The 19,623-nt window shown below is 46.2% G+C and carries 14 protein-coding genes; 3 read left to right on the forward strand and 11 right to left on the reverse strand.

What is annotated here, in order from left to right; all coding sequences use genetic code 11:
• Window positions 1–238 precede the first annotated feature (238 nt).
• The 3 genes from QT973_RS02025 to QT973_RS02035 all read right to left on the reverse strand — a co-directional run bounded on the left by QT973_RS02025 (window position 239) and on the right by QT973_RS02035 (window position 2,908).
• Window positions 239–1,414 (reverse strand): exonuclease SbcCD subunit D, encoded by a 1,176-nt coding sequence (locus tag QT973_RS02025; RefSeq protein ID WP_333056750.1) that lies wholly within the window; start codon window positions 1,412–1,414, stop codon window positions 239–241.
• A gap of 193 nt (window positions 1,415–1,607) precedes the next feature.
• A complete protein-coding gene (locus QT973_RS02030; RefSeq protein ID WP_333209808.1) occupies window positions 1,608–1,955 on the reverse strand; it encodes a DUF433 domain-containing protein in 348 nt (115 codons plus the stop codon).
• Between the two features lie 59 nt (window positions 1,956–2,014).
• Window positions 2,015–2,908, reverse strand: a complete 894-nt coding sequence (locus QT973_RS02035; RefSeq protein WP_333209806.1) for an ion channel — start codon at window positions 2,906–2,908, stop codon at window positions 2,015–2,017.
• Between the two features lie 112 nt (window positions 2,909–3,020).
• On the opposite strand from QT973_RS02035, the gene QT973_RS02040 reads away from it, so the two are divergent.
• Window positions 3,021–3,338: a hypothetical protein gene (locus QT973_RS02040; protein ID WP_333056746.1), complete on the forward strand. Its 318-nt coding sequence runs from the start codon at window positions 3,021–3,023 to the stop codon at window positions 3,336–3,338.
• An 81-nt stretch (window positions 3,339–3,419) separates the two neighbouring features.
• Here QT973_RS02040 and QT973_RS02045 read toward each other — a convergent pair whose 3' ends face one another.
• The 7 genes from QT973_RS02045 to QT973_RS02075 all read right to left on the reverse strand — a co-directional run bounded on the left by QT973_RS02045 (window position 3,420) and on the right by QT973_RS02075 (window position 14,293).
• Entirely contained in the window at window positions 3,420–5,306 is a 1,887-nt protein-coding gene (locus QT973_RS02045) for a PAS domain S-box protein (RefSeq protein WP_333056745.1), read from the reverse strand.
• 484 nt (window positions 5,307–5,790) lie between these two features.
• Window positions 5,791–7,125 (reverse strand): hypothetical protein, encoded by a 1,335-nt coding sequence (locus QT973_RS02050; protein ID WP_333056743.1) that lies wholly within the window; start codon window positions 7,123–7,125, stop codon window positions 5,791–5,793.
• Window positions 7,126–7,671: 546 nt separating this feature from the next.
• The gene (locus QT973_RS02055) at window positions 7,672–8,193 is read right to left on the reverse strand and encodes a hypothetical protein (RefSeq protein WP_333056742.1); all 522 of its coding nucleotides are present in this window, start codon (window positions 8,191–8,193) and stop codon (window positions 7,672–7,674) included.
• 286 nt (window positions 8,194–8,479) lie between these two features.
• Window positions 8,480–8,830 (reverse strand): hypothetical protein, encoded by a 351-nt coding sequence (locus tag QT973_RS02060; RefSeq protein ID WP_333056741.1) that lies wholly within the window; start codon window positions 8,828–8,830, stop codon window positions 8,480–8,482.
• Between the two features lie 387 nt (window positions 8,831–9,217).
• Window positions 9,218–10,318, reverse strand: a complete 1,101-nt coding sequence (locus tag QT973_RS02065; protein WP_333056740.1) for a saccharopine dehydrogenase NADP-binding domain-containing protein — start codon at window positions 10,316–10,318, stop codon at window positions 9,218–9,220.
• A gap of 617 nt (window positions 10,319–10,935) precedes the next feature.
• The gene (gene crtO, locus QT973_RS02070; RefSeq protein WP_333056737.1) at window positions 10,936–12,633 is read right to left on the reverse strand and encodes a beta-carotene ketolase CrtO; all 1,698 of its coding nucleotides are present in this window, start codon (window positions 12,631–12,633) and stop codon (window positions 10,936–10,938) included.
• Window positions 12,634–13,066: 433 nt separating this feature from the next.
• Window positions 13,067–14,293 carry a tetratricopeptide repeat protein gene (locus QT973_RS02075; protein ID WP_333056736.1) on the reverse strand — a complete coding sequence of 409 codons (1,227 nt, stop codon included), beginning with the start codon at window positions 14,291–14,293 and terminating at the stop codon, window positions 13,067–13,069.
• Between the two features lie 24 nt (window positions 14,294–14,317).
• Here QT973_RS02075 and QT973_RS02080 point away from each other — a divergent pair, with 24 nt between their 5' ends.
• Both QT973_RS02080 and QT973_RS02085 read left to right on the forward strand, forming a co-directional pair.
• Entirely contained in the window at window positions 14,318–14,644 is a 327-nt protein-coding gene (locus QT973_RS02080; protein ID WP_172184303.1) for a YbjQ family protein, read from the forward strand.
• A 269-nt stretch (window positions 14,645–14,913) separates the two neighbouring features.
• Entirely contained in the window at window positions 14,914–15,537 is a 624-nt protein-coding gene (locus QT973_RS02085; protein WP_333056735.1) for a hypothetical protein, read from the forward strand.
• A gap of 158 nt (window positions 15,538–15,695) precedes the next feature.
• On the opposite strand, the gene metH is transcribed toward QT973_RS02085, so the two are convergent.
• Window positions 15,696–19,433, reverse strand: a complete 3,738-nt coding sequence (gene metH, locus QT973_RS02090; protein ID WP_333056734.1) for a methionine synthase — start codon at window positions 19,431–19,433, stop codon at window positions 15,696–15,698.
• Between the last annotated feature and the right edge of the window lie 190 nt (window positions 19,434–19,623).

Consider the following 19,623-nt stretch of genomic DNA (forward strand, 5'->3'; position numbering starts at 1 on the left):
TTTTAGATTTGGGGTTTTAGATTGTTATATTCCGGTCTAGTGTCTTCCTTCTACAGTCTTCCCGATCCCCCCTAACCCCCTTAATAAGGGGGGAACAAGAGTATTATCCAAGTCCCCCTTCTTAAGGGGGATTTAGGGGGTTCTAGACTCGACTACAAGCGACATTTAGCGTGGGTTTCAGTCTTAAAACTATTTGAAATTTGAGATTTTGGATTTTGGATTGTATCTTTTTACGCATTTAATTATTAACTGTTTCCTTAAACTTCTTGTACAAATTTTTAAATTCCTCCAATACTGCCGATTTAGGTGTCGTTCCCAATCGGTTTTGATAATAGTTGCAAAACTCGGCTGCCGGATCGAAATTATTGGGATCGATAGTAGTTATTTCTGTTGGTTCTAGCGCTGCATCTGGATAGCGCGGTTCAATTAACAGCGCTTGAGAACAGATTTGGCGCACTCGATCGGCAAGTCCGATTTGCGGACTGTCCAGTTCGACAATTACTTTCAAGAAACCCGGATGGTACTGATGAGCTTGTAAAGTTTCATCGAGATTGTCGTTATGACATTTAAGCACTTTTAACGGCTTGTGGCAAGCCACAGGCTTAAATTCCACCTTTGCCTGACTTCCCGGCTCAACTTCTATCAAGCAAAATCCTTTTTCCTGTTCCGCTTCTCCAAAATCTAACTGAATCAAAGAACCGGAATAATAAGCGGGAGAAGTCTCAGAAATTCGCTGGTGAATGTGGATGTGTCCGAGGGCAACATATTGAGCTTCCGGGGGCAGAGTTTGCGATGATAGGAGGTATTTTTCTCGCGTGTAATAAGCGACTTCGGATTTTGCCAATCGAGCGCCGTCAATGCTCATATGTCCCATGAGAATATTGACAGTATTGTCTCTAAACTCTCTGGTTAAATCTTCGAGTAAATATGCTACAATTTCGCGGTAATCTTTTCGGCGATCGGCATCGCCAGACTGCCAGAGAGAATTAGCATCTAACAGTCTTTGTTCGGAAGCAAAAGGCATCGCGCCCACACAAAGTTTACCGCTTTTTGTATTGAGAGTAATTGTGCCGCCGTCGGCGGAAAGCCTGGGTTTGCCTAAAGCGCGAACACCGGCGAGGGAAAGCAATTGCGCGATGCTGTCGATGCGGGATGCCGAATCGTGATTACCGGCGATCGCAATTGCGGGAATTCCTGCCGCTTGGAGTTCGCAGAAAAAGTTATAAGCAATGCGTTCGGCGTAAGCGGGAGGGTTGGGCACGTCGAAAATGTCGCCCGCAACGAGCACAGCATCGACATCCAATGCTTTTGCTTGCTTCAAAATCTGTTCGAGGGCGATCGCAATTTCAAAAGTGCGATCGATCCCTCGAAAACGTCGCCCTAAATGCCAGTCAGCAGTATGAATTATTCGCATAGTACGAGGAGTATTTTGTTTATGTTAACTGAGATGTTGTACCATTTTCAAGAACGGGCAAGATGCCCGTTCCACAAAGAATGAATTTCTTGTGGAACGGGCATCTTGCCCGTTCATAAAAGGCTGATTTAAAATGGTAAAATATTTCATTTTTAATGCTTTGTGCGATCGCGCTATAAATATCTGCCACTGTTTATGCCTCTTCCTGTTCTTGAATTGCTGTTTCAATCTCATCAGAATATGCCTCAGCATAAGCCCAAGCATTCGCCAAATCAGCGGCACGCAGAGTCGGATAGTCTTCTAGGAGTTCAGCCTCAGAAATACCTAAACCGCGAGCATTCACCAGTACCCAAACAGGAATTCGCGTTTGTCTGATGCAAGCATCGCCGCCGCACACGCCGGGAGTCTTTTGAATTCCAGACCAAAATTTTCTTAAACTTTGGGCTAGTAATTCTATAGCTTGAGCCTTCTCTTCGGGAGTTAAAGCTAAGAGTTGCGCTTGCAATTCTTTCAGTGTCGTATTTGCAGTTATTGAGTTCATAAATATTAACTTTTTTTGGCCATACAGGTATTCTAGCACTGGTGGCTAAATCAAAACTTTCATTCAACAGGCTTCACATCGTGAAACCGAGTATAATCAACCACCCGCCCTCCCGTCGCCGATTTCAAAAGAATATCTACAAACCGCATATTCCACATAATTTCAGACGCCACAAAAGAATGTCGCGCATGAATAGTTTGCGAAACAGTTTCGTCAATTCCTGTTAACGTAATTACAATTTCTGCTTGCTGTTCCATCAAGTCTTTTGCAGTAAGTTGGTACAAAGGACTGTTCTCATCAATTGCGTGCATAACCGTCCAAGTTAATGCAAAAATCGGAGAGTGACTTCGCACCAATTGCAAATCGTAAAAACGCCGCATAAATTCTCCTTCCGCTGTTACCTCGTCACGGATCAAAGTAGCTCGCTGCTGCGCTTCTAAAATCTGGTTAAAACGCTGATTTGCAGTGCGGTACATCAGAGTCGGAACGCCGTTGAAAGGAGCGATTACAGCTACGCGGCTGAAGATAACTCTGGCTGTTGGTCGAGAAAATCTCGAAAAAGCCAGTCCCGTCACCATTGCTACTCCCCACAAACCAAAAAGCGCTTGGATCGCAACTATAGTATTAGCGTAATCCGTGCGCGGATACATGGCGCCGTAGCCGATCGTCGCCATTGTTTGGATGCTGAAATAAAAGGCATCTGGGAAAGAACCCGGCCGCGCGTTAGCAATGCAATCTCCTCCCGCCAAGTAAGCTAAGGCAAATAAAGAATTCGCGACTGTATAGGAGAGACAAATCAGGATGAAAAATCGAGGCCAAGAAAGAGTTAGCAGCCTGTGGTAGAGGTCGGCAAAATGCAGGCGAGGTACTCCCAACTTGACAATATTTAAGGGGAATTGTCCTTGGCGGCTGACTAAACGAGTCTGTGGCTGCCGATCGCGATTATTTTTCATTGAGATTTGTAACTACCGCTGTGTCAATTTGTAACTATTGTTTTGACTGGGAAAACTTATCCTTTAGACTGATGTCAGATTCTAAAAATTAGGATATCAAGGAAGTTTGAAAATGGTTGAGCTTAACTGGCATGACTATCTCGTTATGGTTTCTTGTGTGGCTTCTATTGCGGGTCTAATTTTGCTGAGCGATCGCAAATCGCAGCCAAGGGACGATCGCACTTTAAGCGAAGAAATCCTAATTAAGATGAGTTTTGTTTACTCAATAGTCTACTCCATGTCTGTCTTTGCCCTAAAGATGCCTCTGCCGGAGGACAACTGGTTGTTGGCAAGTCTGAAGCTGACCACGGTTCTATCTTACTTGTTGACAGTTTCCAGCATACTCAGTCTGCCACTGCAACGCATGGCTGTTCGGCAAGTCGAAGATTAAAAAACGTGAAGCTAAGGTGTCCCGCATCTAAATTGTATTTTTGGGGCGGGCTAAGAGTGCCCACCCCACAAGACTTTGGTTTCAGGTTGTTTGTAAATTTTTAATTCCCGCAGGAAGCTTGACATAACGCGCCCAAAATGGTTCTAGTCGATCTCTGCGGGATTGCAACCAGCCCATATTTTCCTCCATTCCGTTTGCTTCTGAAATCTGAGAAACTATCTTGATAGTGCCAGAAGTCAAGCCCTCAGAATCTCGCATCGGTGCAGTCCAAATACAGACATCAATTGATGAACCGTCTTTCCGCCGCCGCCGACATTCCCTAGCAACTTGCGCTTCCCCTGCCAATTCTGACTGAAACATCGCATAAAAATTTACGTTTTCATCGCTAGGGACGATCGGCAAAAGCTCCCCCACAACCTCAGACTCCTTCCAGCCAAAAACTCGCTCCGCCGCAGAATTCCACACCGTCACCAAAGCATTACTATCAACCCCGACAACTGCCAGCGGCAAAGCTTTAATTAAGCCTTGTAAAACTTGATTGGTTTCGCACAATTTAGCCTCTACCAGCTTGTGTTGTGTGATGTCCTGACAAGCACCATAAATGCCGACAGCGCGGTTCTCGACTTCATCCCACACAACTTGCCGACAATCCCACAGCCACCGGATTTCACCGGATTTGGTGACAATTCGATACTCGCTTACTTCCTTGCGGCTAGATGAACGAAGCTGCATTTGTTCCAGCAGCATTTCTAGGTCGTCGGGATGAATGCAGTCGAATTGTAAACCGCCGGAAGTTGCGATTTCTTTGGGAGTATAACCCGTAATTTTAGTAAAAGCTTCAGTCATCCATTCGCAGGCCCAGGTATTGTCAGGCAATACTTTAAAAGAATAGGCAAAATCTGAAGTCATTTGCGAGAGAATACGGTAGCGCGATTCTGATGCTCGCAGTGCGTTTTCTGCATTTTTGCGATCGGTTATATTTTGAAAAAACACCGACAAACCTTCTTCCGAGGGATAAGCCTCGACTTCAAACCAAATATTTAGCTGCGGGTAATATCCTTCAAATTTAACATTAACGTTCTCAGATACCGCTCTGTAAAACTGCTTGAAAAAAATCGTGTCGGCTGTATCAGGAAACTCATCCCAAATATTTTTACCTATAAGTTCTTGACGCCCTCTTTGCCAGCACTGCTCTGCTTTCGCGTTGAGGTAGGTAAACTGCCACTGGCGGTTGAGCACATAAAAGCCGTCTGTGATTTTTTCTAAGATATTAACGATTTGCTTTTGCGATTTTTCCAAAGCTGCTTCTGAGAACTTGCGCTCTGTGATATCGCGGGAATTGATGACTATGCCGTTGATGCTGGAATCGTGGAGTAAATTGTTACCAATGACTTCTAAATACACCCAAGAACCGTTAGCGTGCCGTTTCCGATATTCTACAGGCGGTGCAATCCCTGGCTGTTTGAGTAATTTTGCCAAATATGCTTGCCAAACAGGTAGATCGTCTGGGTGGATCAAATCGTCTTGGAATTCGCCAATTCTTTGTTCGAGATTGTAGCCTAACATCCGCTCTGCTGCGATCGAATTTTGGTCTCGGATGCGTCCGTCTGCTTCGAGAATTGTCATCAAATCGGAAGAATTTCGCAGGAGACTTTGCAGTCGGGATTCCCCTTTTGTCAGTGCCTGAGTCACCCTTTTGTACAGCATCTGGCTTTGCTCTAACTGCTGCTCTAAATGTCTGATAGTAGCAGCTTGCTGGGCAACTTTAATCTCTAAATTGCTGTTAATTCTTTCTAACTTGACTTGGGATTGTTTAGACAACAAAAGCGACTGAAACTCTGCAGCCAATTCTTGTAAAGATGCGGACAAATGCTCGAAAGTGCTTGTTAAAATCGCCTGTTTATCTACAGGTAGTTGCTCAATATGTCCCTGCAATTCCCGCACGTGTTTCAATAGATTTTGCATCATTGTAGTCAGCGCTCAAACTTATGAAGACTATTTTTTTATATTTCCCATCATAACACCTTGTTTGAGTCAAGTGTCAAAAGAAATAAATCTTGAAGTTTAGCGGTAGAGTTTTAATTTCGATGCCAATCCCTCGGCGCTGACACAGATGGATAATTCCACCAAGTTTGAGCGAACAAAAAAATATTGAGTTCAGTTATATTACTGAAAATAGTTGTGATTTTTAAAGTTTGAATTAAACAGGACTGATATCGTTTCCGCGCTTCATCGGAATCATAATTTTTCGAGTTGCAGCGCGAGCGGGGGCGCTCGCACTGCAACTCGCGAGCGGGACGATCGCACTAATATTCCGGGTTTTTCAACTTCGGTCAATCGATTTTAGAGTTGAAATTTTAGATGGGATAGAGTAAGTAATTTTACGGTGAAGTGCAGAGATTGTGATGCCAGTAGGCAGATTAGGAACAGGCTTTTCGGCCTGTTCCTAAAATCAGGATTTAAAGCCCTTAGAGCTTTTCTTTTTCTCCTGTGGCTTGGATTTTGACTTATTAACTTCGCCTAAAGCTTCCTGAAATAAGTTGTGCAGGTGCAGGGGAACGCTGGCAATTTCCGGGAGTTCGGGTTCTAAGGGTTTTTTAAACTCTTGCAGCAGGGCATCTAAATCGCGATCGATCTGAAAATTAGTCCGCTGCAATACAGTTTGCAAAATTTGTTCTAATTTCGCTGGATTAACTTTAGCTAACCGTTGCCAAATCCAGACATTAATTGCAGGATCTTCGAGATAGTTACGCACCAGCTTTTCGTAACCGGGAACGGTTGAAAAGTCTTCGGCTGCTAGCAGTGCAGTAAATTGAGCGTAAGTAGACAAAAAGGTTTGTCCCCAGCGAGGATGAGAAAGTGCACTCACCTGTTCGGCTTTCTTGAAGCGATCGGGCAATTCGACTTTCGGCATTACCATTTTTGCACTAGCATTGCTGTCGAGCATTACCTCAACTGCTTTAGCATCAGCACCTGCAGCGGCGATGGCTGCTGCTTTGACTTCTTCTCGATCGACTCCGGCATCTTCAACGATATCCGCCAGAGATTTACTTCCATCAACGCCCATATCAGCTAGGCGTTTTTTAGTGATAAATTCCTGAAATTCAGCCAACTGTTTATTCAGGTGATATCCCGATAGCGTCAATTCCTCACTGCCAAAAAATTCGGTAAAATCTTCATGGTACTTTTCTACTGACTGCCAAGCTTGCTCTAACAATTCCGGGGCATCGCTGTATAGGTTATTTTTGTGATTTTGCTTGAAATTACCGATCGCCACCGCCAACTTCGGCTTACCCAATTTCCCCTTCGGGATGGGAGAGCTCGAAAGTATCCACCAGTCATCGGTAAGGGGAGAAATCCGAGCCAGCAAGATTTCTCCTAACTTAAAGCGAGACATTTCTGCAAGAAAATTAGGACTGTTGGGCTTGACAACGTAGTGCTTAGCCGTCAGCCAGTTCATCAGTTCAAACCTGTCGGGGGAAAGTTGAGTGATTTCAAATAAGCCAGTGAAGCTTCTGTGCTCCCAACTTTCGAGCAAGCTACGATCGCTCTCGGTTAAATCCGGCTGACTTTCGACAAATAAGTCGATCGGCGTTTTCTCTCCGACTTTACCTTCGATAGTAAAACTGTCAATCACTTGATTTTGCTGAGCAATATCGTAGCGCTCGCCGGTCGATCGAGCTGCTGCATAAGCTTCCAAAGCTACCGCCAACTCTCCCTCAGCATCCAGCACAAAGTCAATTAAATTTTGCTTGAGTGTCCAAGCTCTTTCCAACATTTCATCCACAAGTAATACCAATTTTGAATGAGAGGATTTAGGTTAACAATTATCGGAATTGAAGCCACCGACGCTTTACGATCCGGCTGCGATTGAAGAAAGCGCATCGCGAACAATGACAGAAATATGCAATCGATGCCTCAGTCCTGAATAAGTTTAATTTTAAGGCTAATAGTCAAAAAAAAATGTTAATCTCAAACGGAAGCATCCCGATTTTGTAAAAAGCATTTTTTAGGAGTGCTAAACTCACGCACAGCAAAGGCTCTACGTCTATAGCGAGTTCTCACAGCGAACAGCCCTGTGAAAGAAAAATCGTCCTGAAAAATGCAATTTTAAGGGAGCATAAAAATACCCTCTCCGATGTAGAGAGGGGCTGAAAATCCCCAAAAACTTCGCTAAACTCGCGTTAAAAACTGTGTTACCTATCAACAACAGTCCAAAACGCAGCCGGGTTTTTTTATCAAACACTTCCCTCGATTCCGGTACCCGGCTAAAAATCACCGGAATGCTTGAGTTTGTGTGTCTCCAAGACTGAGAAATACTTGGCGTAAGCCCTTAGCGGCCGTCTTTGTCAATATCGCCAGGAACAGCCCGTTCCACCCGATCCCAAGCGTCGCGCGTGGCGTGCTTAGCTTTTTCCCAAGTCACATTAGACTTACCGCGATTTGTTTCGTAGTCGCGCTGCAAATCCGGTTCGATCTCGTCGTATTTCTTACCAGTAGCGCCATAGCGGGTGTATCCCTCATAACCCGTGCGGTATGCAGGCTGATAGTCTTCGTAAGTCGCGCTCGTGTCCACGTAAGGACGGGAACTGTAGTTGCTTTGCCAGTAAGCATCTTCTACCGTGGGGTCGATCGCCTCGCCCACACCTTTGCCCGCCAAACCGCCGCCAAAGGCACCCACAACAGCGCCGACAACTGCTCCTACAGGCCCGCCGATGGCACCGCCGATCGCAGCACCCGCAGCACCGGCACTCGCCGCACCAATACCCGTTGCGACTGGATGAGCCCCGGTTTCCCCCGAAAGCGGATCTAGGTTAGCATCAGGTTCATGTACCGTTTTTTTGTCATCGCTCATGATATTTTTTCCTTTTATCTAACTGTAACTATGATTAAATTTACCTTTTAAATTCATATCTATTCATCTGCCTTAAGGATGAAGCTGCTAGCTTCAAAAGGAAGGAAACGATCAAATACTTCTCGACTCAAAAACGAGTTTTACACGCTACTCTCAAGGGATAAGGTGCGCCTCGGCGCACCCTAGATCGTGATGTTCAAGTGAGTTCTAAACTCGGCTCCCTTGTTTATTCACTGAAGCTGTTTATTTACCAGCAACTTGAGTTAGATATAAATCTCTTGATTTATTAGTTGCCAGTTACCTTTTCGATCAACTCTTCAGCTTTTTGAACTATGCCTTCTTGCGGGTGTTCTCCCTTGTACTCCTTTAAGCTTTCGTCGTAAGCTTTCTCGACCGTTGCAGGATTTTGAGAGGTTTTGACTATTTCTTCGTAAGCTGCTTGGGGATTGAGATCCTCGAAACTTTCTGCGGGGTCAGTAATTTTAGCTTCTGGCTGCGCCTGAGTTCTGTCTTGACCTGCGTAAGCAGCCTGACTGGGTACGATCGCTAGACTTAGCAGACCAATGAACGCCAGGGTACATACCAGCAAAATGCTTTGGCTCAATGTTTGTCCTAGAGCTTTTAAAACCCGCTTCATATCAACTTCTCCTCGTATTTTTCCGCAAAAATTATGGTGTTTGTCGCCCCTTCACTGCGATCGCACATTGACAACCTTGGTTCAATCGCAATCTGTGTCGCAGCTACCGCATCTAGAGCGAGCCAAAAGGGATGTTTCCCGTGACATCCCATATCTTAAGCGCCTGCTTGTTATTATTACTTCTACCAAAAGATAGATTAGTTATACAAGCGGAACTCATCTCCTATCAGGGGCGATCGCAATTCCTGCGAGGAACCCTATCTAGGGGTTTTCCCATCAATTAAGAAGCCCCTGACTCTTCTTTTTAGGCGCGTCTTTCGCGTCTTCGCAGTTCTGGCAAAAATCCTATTTTCCAAGATTTTAAATTGCTATAAATAACCTAACTAACTACAAAACAACCTGCTCTATGTCTAGTTTTCTGTTCTGCATAGCTCGTTCAAATAGCTCAGTAGAAAGAGCTTGTTCGACCGACCAAACGCCCGGTTTTTCCAGTTTTCCTTCTAACATTAATTGAGCTATGCTGCCAGTACCGAGGCCCGTAGCGACTGCTGCACTAGGGTGTATCGCTGTCGAGCAAACTTTAGCGGGTTGACCGTTTTTGAGACCGGTCACTTGCGATCGCACGGCCACACCAACCCCACTAAAACTATTACTAACACTGGTCATCCCATAACTGACGTAGGAGAGAAATTCAATCACAGAGTTATTTTTGAGCCAGCTAGCGGGCCAATACTTGGCAACAAACCAGGTAAGGTGATTGTAAAGGTCGGGAGACGTACCGAATTTAGTCACAACTGATTTGACGGGGAAAGTTTCGGGCAAAGTGATTGCTTCCGGCATATCGAACCAGTAAACGCCTGTGTTGCCGTAGGGTGCGGGAAATTCAATTGTTTCGCGATCGCTGTAGGGTTTTACTTGCTGCCACTTGCGATCGGCCCAAACGTCAAAAGGAGTTTGCAAACCTAAAAAAGTGGTTCTCATGACGGTAACGCCAGCACCGCCAGAACCTCCGACAACATAACTCAAATGGATGTTTTCTGCTTCATCTAATTGCTCCACATCTCGCCGCACCATGCTATTAGACACACCGGGAAAAATCCCCGTGTTAATAATAGCAGTAATTCCAGCATTTTTAGCTGTTTCGCGCAAGTCTAAAGCTCTGCGAGTAAAACTGCGGCTGTCGCTGACATCAGTATAATTAACACCTGCTTCTATGCAAGTTTTCAGTACACTAGCGTCTCGGTAGTGAAAAGGCCCCGCACAGTGAACCACAAGATTAGACTCTGAAACAGCTTTTTGCAGGGCTGCACTGTCCGCTAAATCAAAAGTTTGGTACTGCACCCGATCCGGCGGCAATCCCGGCCCAATAGAGGCTTCAGAGTTGCGTCCGGTAACGGTAATTTCTGCGTCGGTATGGGTAACAAGGTCTTGGGCAACACTGCTGCCAATTCGTCCTCGGCCGCCGACAATCAAAACTCGGTTTGCCATCGCTAAAAAAAGGGTAACGCCACTTCTCAGTCTCTCAACTTGGGGCCGGCGTTTTCATCCGCATAAAGTATGAATTGAGGAGAATGCGAGATGGTGGGGATCGGTGGCTATCGCCCTGATATGCCGATGGGGAGCGACTTCTACCAGGGACTTGCCTGTTCTGCTTTCATTAGAGGTTTGGCTGCGACACTAAGTTTAAAAATGCCTTCCGCGTTAACTTGTTCTTCTAATATTGAGAATTGAGAATTTTATCAATGGAATATGCTCTCGGATGCAAAAATATTTTAACAGATTAGAGGGAACGTGAACCACCGCCAGCGCTCGCGAAAGATGCACCAGATTTAAAAAGGGTAGTCCTGGACGCAGGGGTGGTCAGAAACCGGGTTTTTGCGAAAATACTGTATCCAGACCTTTAAAACTGGTAAAAACCCGGTTTCTTTGGTATTTATGCGTCCAGGACTAAATGGTATTAATAGCGCTCGCAAATCGTTTTCCCTTCACAGGGAATCAACCAGAAAAAATTATCGCACTTGCCAACAGATAAATCAATACAAACAAACAAACGCAGATGTGATTCATCTGCGTCTATCTGCCCTCATCTGCGGTTGCTAAAAATCTTACTTCTCATTACTCCGAAATACCGACTTCCCCTTCGCTTTCAGAGTATTAGCCGCATCTGCTAAAGTCTGCGCGAAAGGCTGCTGCGAGTGCATGAAAACGCGAGCGGTATTGCGTCCCGGCATCCCCGAAATTGAGCCACCCGGATGCGTTCCCGCCCCCGTGAGGAACAAACCGTCGATCGGCGTTTTGTAATTCGCCAACTCCGGCAAAGGACGGAAAAATATCATCTGATCTAGCGTCATATCAACGTGATAATAATTCCCTTTCAAAGCCCCCAAACGCTCTCCCAATTCTGCCGGACTTTCCACGTGGCGCCCTATAATTGAATTTTTGATATTTGGCGCGTATTCTGCTAATTTATCGATGCAGCGATCGGCAACTTTGTTTTTGAGCTCATCCGTCCAACCCGTACCGTGCTGGCCGGTTCCTTCAGCATTTTCGATCTGGTAAGGAGCAAAAAATTCAATCCAAGCCGTATGATGTCCGGGGGGAGCCATTGACGGGTCTAGTACCGTCGGAAACACTACATACATCGATGGATCAGAGTCGGGAATTCTGCCGATTGAAGGCTCGCTGTGAGCAATTTCAACGTGTTTTACCGAGTCTGCAATTAAAACCGAACCAATTAAATATTCGTCCCGATGATTCCAGCGATCGAACTTGGGCATTTCATTGAGAGCTAAGTCTATTTTGAGAATAGTCTCGTTGTTGTTAACAATTTTGCGCTCCAATCTTTCCCGCAAATCCGGGTCGGCACTGTCAACATCGCTGGAGTCCATTAAGTGCAGAAACAAGCGCTTAGCATCAATATTAGAAATGACACCTTTTGTCGCACGGTATTCCGTGCCGTTGGCAACTCGAACTCCCACAGCGCGACCATCATCAACTAATATTTTCTCGACGTGCTGGTCGGTAAGTACCACACCGGAATAACTTTTCACTAAATTGAGCAGCGCTTGCACTAATGCACCCGTCCCACCGCGCGGTCTTGCCATGCCGGGATTGTGTCTCATTGCCAGCATAATTGCGCCTACAGCAAGGGTTTTTTGCGAAGGAGGCGCGCCTAGTTCTGCGGCGAATCTTGCTAGGGGTGCTTTGATAAATTCCTCGTCAAACCACTCGTTGAGAAGGTCTTCAGCGCTGGTGAGCATCGTGCGAACAAAGTCCAGCGTTTTGTCGGGTGAACCGATGACTGACAATAAATCTTTGATTTTTGAAATATCGTAGTTTCCCAGAATATCTACGATCGATTTTGGTGGCGCATTAAACATCGGAACCATTGCCCCTAAAGCCCGCTGCCAAAAGTCTGTATATTCGGCATATTTTTTAGCGTCGCGCTCGTTGTAGCGGGCAATTTCAGCACAAGTTTTTTCAACGGATTTGTGCGCTAAGAAATATTTACCGTCGGGATGCGGACAAAAAGCCACTGGATCGCAGAAAAGATATTCTAAACCGTATTTTTCCAGTTCTAATTCTTCTACAACTGGCCCTAAATGGATAAACTCGTGGTCGATCGCGCACATATTGAATTTAAAATCCGGTAATTCGGGAATGGCCGCTTCAGTAGTTGCTGCGCCCCCGGGAACCGAACGTTTTTCTAACAACAGGACGGTATATCCAGCTTTCAGCAGATAAGATGCACAGACGAGTCCGTTGTGACCTGCGCCTATGATAATGACATCATACGTTTGCATAGATGAAGTTCTAGGGAGAGGATATTTTGCTTATTTTACAAATGTTAACAAGTTGGCTGTCTCTACCAATAGAAATAGATTCATTGTCAGTAAGCCCTTTTAGCATATTACAAAAGAGGGAGCTTTGACAAAATCCTGTTGTGCGATCGCCCTGATTTCTGCTTAAACTTACCGAGCACTCACCCTTCTCCAATTGCGCCAATATTGTACTATATTTAGGCAAATTTATCTGCGTTAAATTAAACAATTTACGCAAAGGAAGTAAGAAGGAAGAAGGAAGAGGAAAGGGGGCATTGGGAATAGGGAAGAGAAACAGTTTTGAGATTGCTTTTTTCCTTGCAAGACGGGGAGTGGAAGGAGTTAAGCCCTAGGAAAAATACTTACTCCACACTCAAAACTGCTAGCCAATTACCTATTAGTACATTGAGACATATTACTTTAGTTGCTGGAGCGCAGCCTCAGCTTTTTGTACACCATCATTGTTGCCTTGCTGGCGGTAAGTGTCGAGGGCTTGTTTAAAAGCTTCAATTGCTTCGGATTTGCGAGCGCGCGCTTTGAGTGCCGTACCCATATTGTAATAAGCTTCTGCCCGGTTTGGATCGAGTCCAATCACTCGCCTAAAAGTGGTAATTGCTCCTAAAAAATCTTGTTTTTTCAGTTGAATTTCCCCGATTCCTGCGTGTGCTTCCACTAAATTCGGTCGTACCGCAATAGCCCGCTGATAAGCTATAAGCGCTCCGTCGAAGTCGTTTTGATCCTGGAGAAGTTCGCCAATTTCTAGCTGCACTTCTGGATTCCGGGGCTCCAATTTTGCAGCTTCTTCAAAAGCTGCTAGCCCTTCGGAAGTATAGCCTGCCCGCAGCAAAGCAGTGCCTAATTTTAACTGGACACCTGCTTGTTTGGGAGCGAGTTCGGCTGCTTGTTGGAGCACGGTGACAGCACTGGCAAAACTTCCCTGCTGGATCAATACTAAACCCATTGAAGAATAAGCTTGCCAACTTTTTGGATCGAGGGCGATCGCCTCTTGGTATGCTTTAAAAGAACCGCTGTAATCTTTTTGCTGAAAGAGTACCACTCCCAGACCGATGCGGGCATTGACATTTTTGCGATCGAGCGCAGCGGCGCGGCGATAAGCTGTGGCGGCTGCGGGGTAGTTTTGTAAATTCGCCATAGCATATCCTAATGCGTATTGGAAGTCCGCATTGTTCGGTTCCAGACCGATCGCTTGTTGGTAAAATTCTACTGAGGCTTCATAGTTGCCTTGACGCGCTTCTAAATAGCCAATACCAGAAAAAATGCGCGGGTTTTCCGTATCTAAACGCGCAGCTTCCTGATAAATGGCGATCGCGCTACTGTAGTCTCCTACATCTACAAACTCGCGCCCTTGTCGCAGCAGAGCATCTAAATTTGAATCATTTTGAGGGTTGACTTGAACGACTGTTTCTGCTGAGAGCGCTATTTGCGGCGCTGTGACAGCGAATCCTGCTATTAGCAACGTAGTGAATACCAAGAGACTTTGTTTGTGCACGGCCATGTGTTTCAAAGAGTATGTGGAATGGAAGAGCGAGTTGCTGTCAGCTTGACAAGCTGACAACTGATGATTTACCAGGAATGTTTGAGTGGCGAGATGTAGTAAATCTACAGAACAAGACCCACTCAAAATTTTCGCGATTGAGGCCAACTGATGATTGTAACAACAACTGATATCATCCAAGGAGCAGAAATTCAATCTTACCTGGGAATTGTAACTGCTGAGGTTGTCTACGGCACCAATGCCCTGCGAGACTTCTTCGCGGGCATTCGCGACATCATCGGCGGGCGCACCGGCAGTTACGAGGAAGTGTTTCTCAAAGGACAGCGAGATGCCCTCGCGGAACTGGAAAAACGGGCCCAGCGCCTCGGCGCCAATGCCGTAATCGGGGTGGAAGTTGACACCGGCACGATTAATGTAGACTCCAGCGGGGCTTTGCTGCTGATTACTGCCGTTGGAACGGCTGTAAGATTGCGTTAAGCTGTATTTTCTGTATACGTCCGCATTTCCTGTATACATCCGGGAACTTTTCCAACGGGATAAAATAGTTATCACTCATGAGTCATCAGTCATCAGTCATTCGCTAATAGCGGGTGGCTGGGGGCGGATGACTTTTTCGTTTCTTTCTTCAGACATAGATACTGGTTATTTCCCCAGGCAGATATAGTTTTTATCAATCTCAGCCACAATCAATGCTTAAGTGAAAGATTGTTAAAAATTAAAGCAACTCTAAGAGGAAAGAAAAACCTATGTCATACGTAAATAGACCTGTAGATAACGTTGGTACCGAACCCGTGGTGGTAAATTCAGTGATGGAATACCACGATCGAGTACGTTGGGGCCCGATTTTTTCGGGTTTGGTAATTGCGATCGCCACACAACTGGTGTTAAGTGCATTGGGCGCTGCGATCGGCTTGAGCAGCATTGCTGGTTCAGGAGCTCCGCGCACTATTTCAGGAGACGTGGGTACCGGCGTCGGAATTTGGTCAATTATCAGTTTGTTAATTAGCTTGGCCGTTGGCGGTTGGGTAACTGCTCGTGCTTGCGGCCCGATGAACCGCAACACAGCGCTTTTGAACGGAGCAATTTTGTGGGCAACCACCTTAACAATCGGCTCTTGGCTGTTAGCAAATGGCGTGGCCGGCACTTTTGGCGTCATAGCTGCGAATGCGGGAGAAGCAATTAATCAAGCGCAGCAAAGCGGCGTCGATTTGCCGAACCAAGCGCCTAACGTAACTGCTCAGGATACTCGCAATATCGCTGGTAATGCTGCGAAAGCTGGTTGGTCATTTTTGTTCGGCTCGCTATTGGGTTTAGTTGCTTCGATGGTAGGAGCATCTGCAGGTGCACGCACTCCCCGGAATTACTCGTAAATGTTTCGTCAGACACGGAAAGTTCATATTCAGGAAAGCACTTTTTTTAAGGTGCTTTTTTGTTATTTTAATTTGGTTTCTCGTTCCCAGGTTGTACCGGGGAACGAGTATAAAAACGAGGAAAACGAGAGAAAGGTGCTGCTAGCGCACCCTATAAATTAAGCGCTGAAGTATTTGGCTGCTGGGTGATAGGTGATAATTGCGGTTGTTGATTGTTCGGGATAAAGTTGTTCGCTTTCATCCATGTACAGGTTGATACGATCGCACTTTAACAATTCCAGTTGCTTATACTGATCCGCCATATTCGGACAAGCAGGATAGCCGAAACTGTACCGCGAACCGCGATATCTTTGCGCCAGCATATCGCGAATGTTGTCCGGTTCCTCGCTACCAAATCCCAATTCCCGCCGAATTCGCGCGTGAGTCCATTCTGCTATTGCTTCCGCTGTCTGTACCGCTAATCCGTGAAAGTAGAGATAGTCGGTATATTGATTGTTAGCAAATAGCTTTTGCGCGTACTCTGTAGCAATTTCTCCCACTGTCGCTACTTGCATCGGAAATACATCGATTTTACCCGATTCTTTGGGCGCAAAGAAGTCGGCAATGCACAGCCGGCGCGCCGATTTTTGGCGGGGAAATGTGAATGTTGCAGCCACAGGCAAGATGCCTGTGCCACTCTCTGTTGCAGCCACAGGCATCTTGCCTGTGCCACTTTCTGTTGCAGCCACAGGCAAGATGCCTGTGCCACTTTCTTTTGTGGGGTGGGCATCTTGCCCGCCACTGATTATTGTTTGCCCGCCACTGATTATTGTTTGCCCGCCACTGATTATTGTTTGCCCGCCACTGATTATTGTTTGCCCGCCATTCATAATTTCCGGATCGTACAAATGCAAAGAATTACCTTCAGCTTGACAGGGAAAATACCCGTAAATTGCTTGCGGCTGCAGTAACTTTTCGGTGATAATTTTGTGTTTCCACTCTTCCAAGATGGGATAAACTTTCTCAGCTAAGAAAGCGTCGTATTCTTCCCGCGATTGGTCTTTGGGCTTGCGGAACTGCCACTGACCGGCAACTAAAGCTTGCAAATCTAAGTGCCAGAAAATCTCCTCAAATGGGATGTCTTCTCCCTGCAACAGTTTCGTTCCCCAGAAAGGAGGAGTCGGGCGATCGATATCTGCAGCAACTGCTTCGGATCGCCTAGTATCTATCACCACAGGAGTGTCTGCTTTCTTAGCCTCTTCTACAGAAATTTCTGGCGCCGCTTTAGCTTCTTTAACCGCCCCATTATCATCCTCTATTTCATCTAAAAATCCTTGCAAATCTTCCCATTTTCCAGCAGATTTTGCTGGCATGAGTTTGTCCATAAAGTGCAAGTCAGAAAACGCATCTTTGCCATAAATTACTTTACCTTTATAAGTATTTTGGCAGTCTTCATGTACAAACTTGGGAGTCAAAGCCGCGCCGCCCAAAATTACCGGAACCGTGATTCCTTTCTGGTTGAACACTTCCAGATTTTCTTTCATAAATGCGGTGGATTTTACCAGCAAGCCACTCATGGCTATACAGTCGGCTTTGTGCTTTTCGTAGGCTTCGATGATATTATCAACCGACTGTTTAATTCCCAAGTTGATCACTCGGTAGCCGTTGTTTGATAGGATAATATCAACCAAGTTTTTGCCGATATCGTGAACGTCGCCTTTGACAGTAGCGATGATGAATGTGCCTTTGGCGTTGTCCCCGGATTCGGACTTTTCCATGTGCGGTTCTAGATAGGCAACTGCCGCTTTCATTGTTTCTGCTGACTGCAATACAAATGGCAGTTGCATTTGTCCCGAACCGAACAATTCTCCGACTACTTTCATCCCGTCTAGCAAGAAGGTATTGATAATGTGGAGGGGCGGATAGGTTTCTAATGCTTTGGCGAGTTGGATGTCGAGCCCAATGCGTTCGCCGTCGATGATGTGCTGCTTGAGGCGTTCTTCTACCGGGAGGCTTGCGTCTTCTGTACGATCGCGCTTGGTAGTTTTGCCCGCAAACACCGTTGTCAGGTCGCCCAAGGGGTCATAAACGCAAATTTCGCCGTCAAACTCCCGTTCGTCGTAAATCAGTTTACGGCAGATTTCTTGGTGTTTGGGGTCGATTTTCGCCAGGGGCAAAATCTTATTGGCGCTGACAATTGCCGAGTCCATCCCCGCTTGCATTGCTTCGTGCAAAAACATGGAATTCAAAACTTGCCGCGCCGCCGGATTCAAGCCGAAGGAGATGTTAGAAACTCCTAAAATTACGTGACAGCCTGGTAATTCTTGGCGAATGCGGCGGATGGATTCGATGGTGGCTTTGCCGTTTTTTCTGTCTTCTTCAATCCCGGTGGAAATGGGCAATGCTAGGGTGTCAAAAAAGATTTCTTGGGGGGGAATTCCGTAGGCGACGGCGGCGTTATAGGCGCGTTGGGCAATCGCAAATTTTTTGTCTGCGGTTCTCGCCATTCCGTCTTCATCAATCGTCCCGATAACTATGCCCGCGCCGTATTTTTTCGCCAACTCCAAAACTTGATAAAAACGCGGTTCTCCGTCTTCATAGTTAGTGGAATTCAGCAAACATTTGCCGCCCGCAACTTTTAAGCCTGCTTCCATCTTTTCCCATTCTGTGGAATCCAGCATTAAAGGGAGAGTTGCATTTGTCACAACGCGGGAGACTAATTCTTTCATGTCTCGCACGCCGTCGCGGCCGACATAATCCACGTTGACATCGAGAATGTGCGCGCCTTCTCGCACTTGTTCCCTAGCCATTGCTACTAAACCATCCCAGTCTTCGGCGTTTAGCAAATCGCGGCATTTTTTGGAACCGCTGGCGTTGAGTCTTTCGCCGACAATTAAGAAGGAATTCTCTTGTTCGTAGGGTTGGGCGGTGTAAATTGAAGCGGCGGAAGGTTCCCAAGTAATTTCGCGAATTTTGGGTTTAAGAGTTTTGCCAATTTCTGATAGTTCGCGAATGTGATCGTAGCGAGTGCCGCAGCAGCCACCGATGACTTGCACGCCTAAGTCTTCGACAAAGCGCATCAAGGCCATTTTTAATTCTATGGGCGTGAGTTTGTAGTGCGCGTGGCCGCCGATGTTTTCGGGTAAACCGGCGTTGGGAACGCAGGAAACGACGAAGGGTGAATGTTCGGAAAGGTATTTGACGTGTTCGGCCATGCGATCGGGCCCGGTGGCACAATTTAATCCTAAGATATCTATGGGGTACGGCTGCAAAATGGCTAGGGCGGCGCTGATGTCGGAACCGACTAACATTGTGCCGGTGGCTTCCATTGTGACTGATACCATTAACGGAATTCGCGCACCTTTTTTCTTAAATACTTCTTCAATGGCATTTAATGCTGATTTAATTTGCAGCACATCTTGACAAGTTTCGACAATAAATAAGTCAACGCCACCGTCATAAAGTCCTTCTGCTTGTTCGGCAAAAGCGGCGGTGAGTGTGTCGAAATCAATGTGTCCTAATGTTGGCAATTTGGTGCCTGGCCCGATCGATCCTGCGACAAATCTCGGTTTTTCTGCTGTGGAAAATTCGGCGGCGATACCCTTGGCGAGTTCGGCGGCAGTTTTGTTGAGATAATATGCTTTGTCTGCTAAATCATATTCGGCGAGAACGATGGAAGCCCCGCCAAAGGTGTCTGTTTCGATGACATCGGCCCCTGCTTCGAGGAATCCCCGGTGCACGTTGGCGACGGCTTCGGGTTTGGTGTGGACGAGATATTCGTTGCAGCCTTCGTATTCTTTGCCGCCAAAGTCTTCTGCGGTGAGGTTTTGGACTTGCAGGTTGGTTCCCATCGCGCCGTCGAAGACGATGACGGGGCGTGAGGGGTGGTGGAGTCGATCGAGGAATCTGCTATTCATAAGCGGTAAAAAAACGCAGGTGCTATATATTTACAATTTTATCTATTGTGCAATATTGTCAACATTTATGTGACTGTTGGCAAATGGTTAATTAGTGAAGGATTTAATGCGGCTGACAATAGTTCGTAGGCCGGGGCCGGGGCGTAGCCATCGTACCTGTTATTTTACCGATCGCCCTGGATTCTTGTCA

The sequence above is a fragment of the Microcoleus sp. Z1_A1 genome (assembly GCF_036700305.1).
Classification (GTDB): Bacteria; Cyanobacteriota; Cyanobacteriia; order Cyanobacteriales; family Microcoleaceae; genus Microcoleus.

Bases quoted from the DNA above. Each gene is read 5' to 3' on its own strand.
- QT973_RS02025 (WP_333056750.1), bottom strand. From the start codon at position 1,414: ATGCGAATAATTCATACTGCTGACTGGCATTTAGGGCGACGTTTTCGA.
- QT973_RS02030 (WP_333209808.1), bottom strand. From the start codon at position 1,955: ATGAACTCAATAACTGCAAATACGACACTGAAAGAATTGCAAGCGCAA.
- QT973_RS02035 (WP_333209806.1), bottom strand. From the start codon at position 2,908: ATGAAAAATAATCGCGATCGGCAGCCACAGACTCGTTTAGTCAGCCGC.
- QT973_RS02040 (WP_333056746.1), top strand. From the start codon at position 3,021: ATGGTTGAGCTTAACTGGCATGACTATCTCGTTATGGTTTCTTGTGTG.
- QT973_RS02045 (WP_333056745.1), bottom strand. From the start codon at position 5,306: ATGATGCAAAATCTATTGAAACACGTGCGGGAATTGCAGGGACATATT.
- QT973_RS02055 (WP_333056742.1), bottom strand. From the start codon at position 8,193: ATGAGCGATGACAAAAAAACGGTACATGAACCTGATGCTAACCTAGAT.
- QT973_RS02060 (WP_333056741.1), bottom strand. From the start codon at position 8,830: ATGAAGCGGGTTTTAAAAGCTCTAGGACAAACATTGAGCCAAAGCATT.
- QT973_RS02065 (WP_333056740.1), bottom strand. From the start codon at position 10,318: ATGGCAAACCGAGTTTTGATTGTCGGCGGCCGAGGACGAATTGGCAGC.
- crtO (WP_333056737.1), bottom strand. From the start codon at position 12,633: ATGCAAACGTATGATGTCATTATCATAGGCGCAGGTCACAACGGACTC.
- QT973_RS02080 (WP_172184303.1), top strand. From the start codon at position 14,318: ATGATTGTAACAACAACTGATATCATCCAAGGAGCAGAAATTCAATCT.
- QT973_RS02085 (WP_333056735.1), top strand. From the start codon at position 14,914: ATGTCATACGTAAATAGACCTGTAGATAACGTTGGTACCGAACCCGTG.
- metH (WP_333056734.1), bottom strand. From the start codon at position 19,433: ATGAATAGCAGATTCCTCGATCGACTCCACCACCCCTCACGCCCCGTC.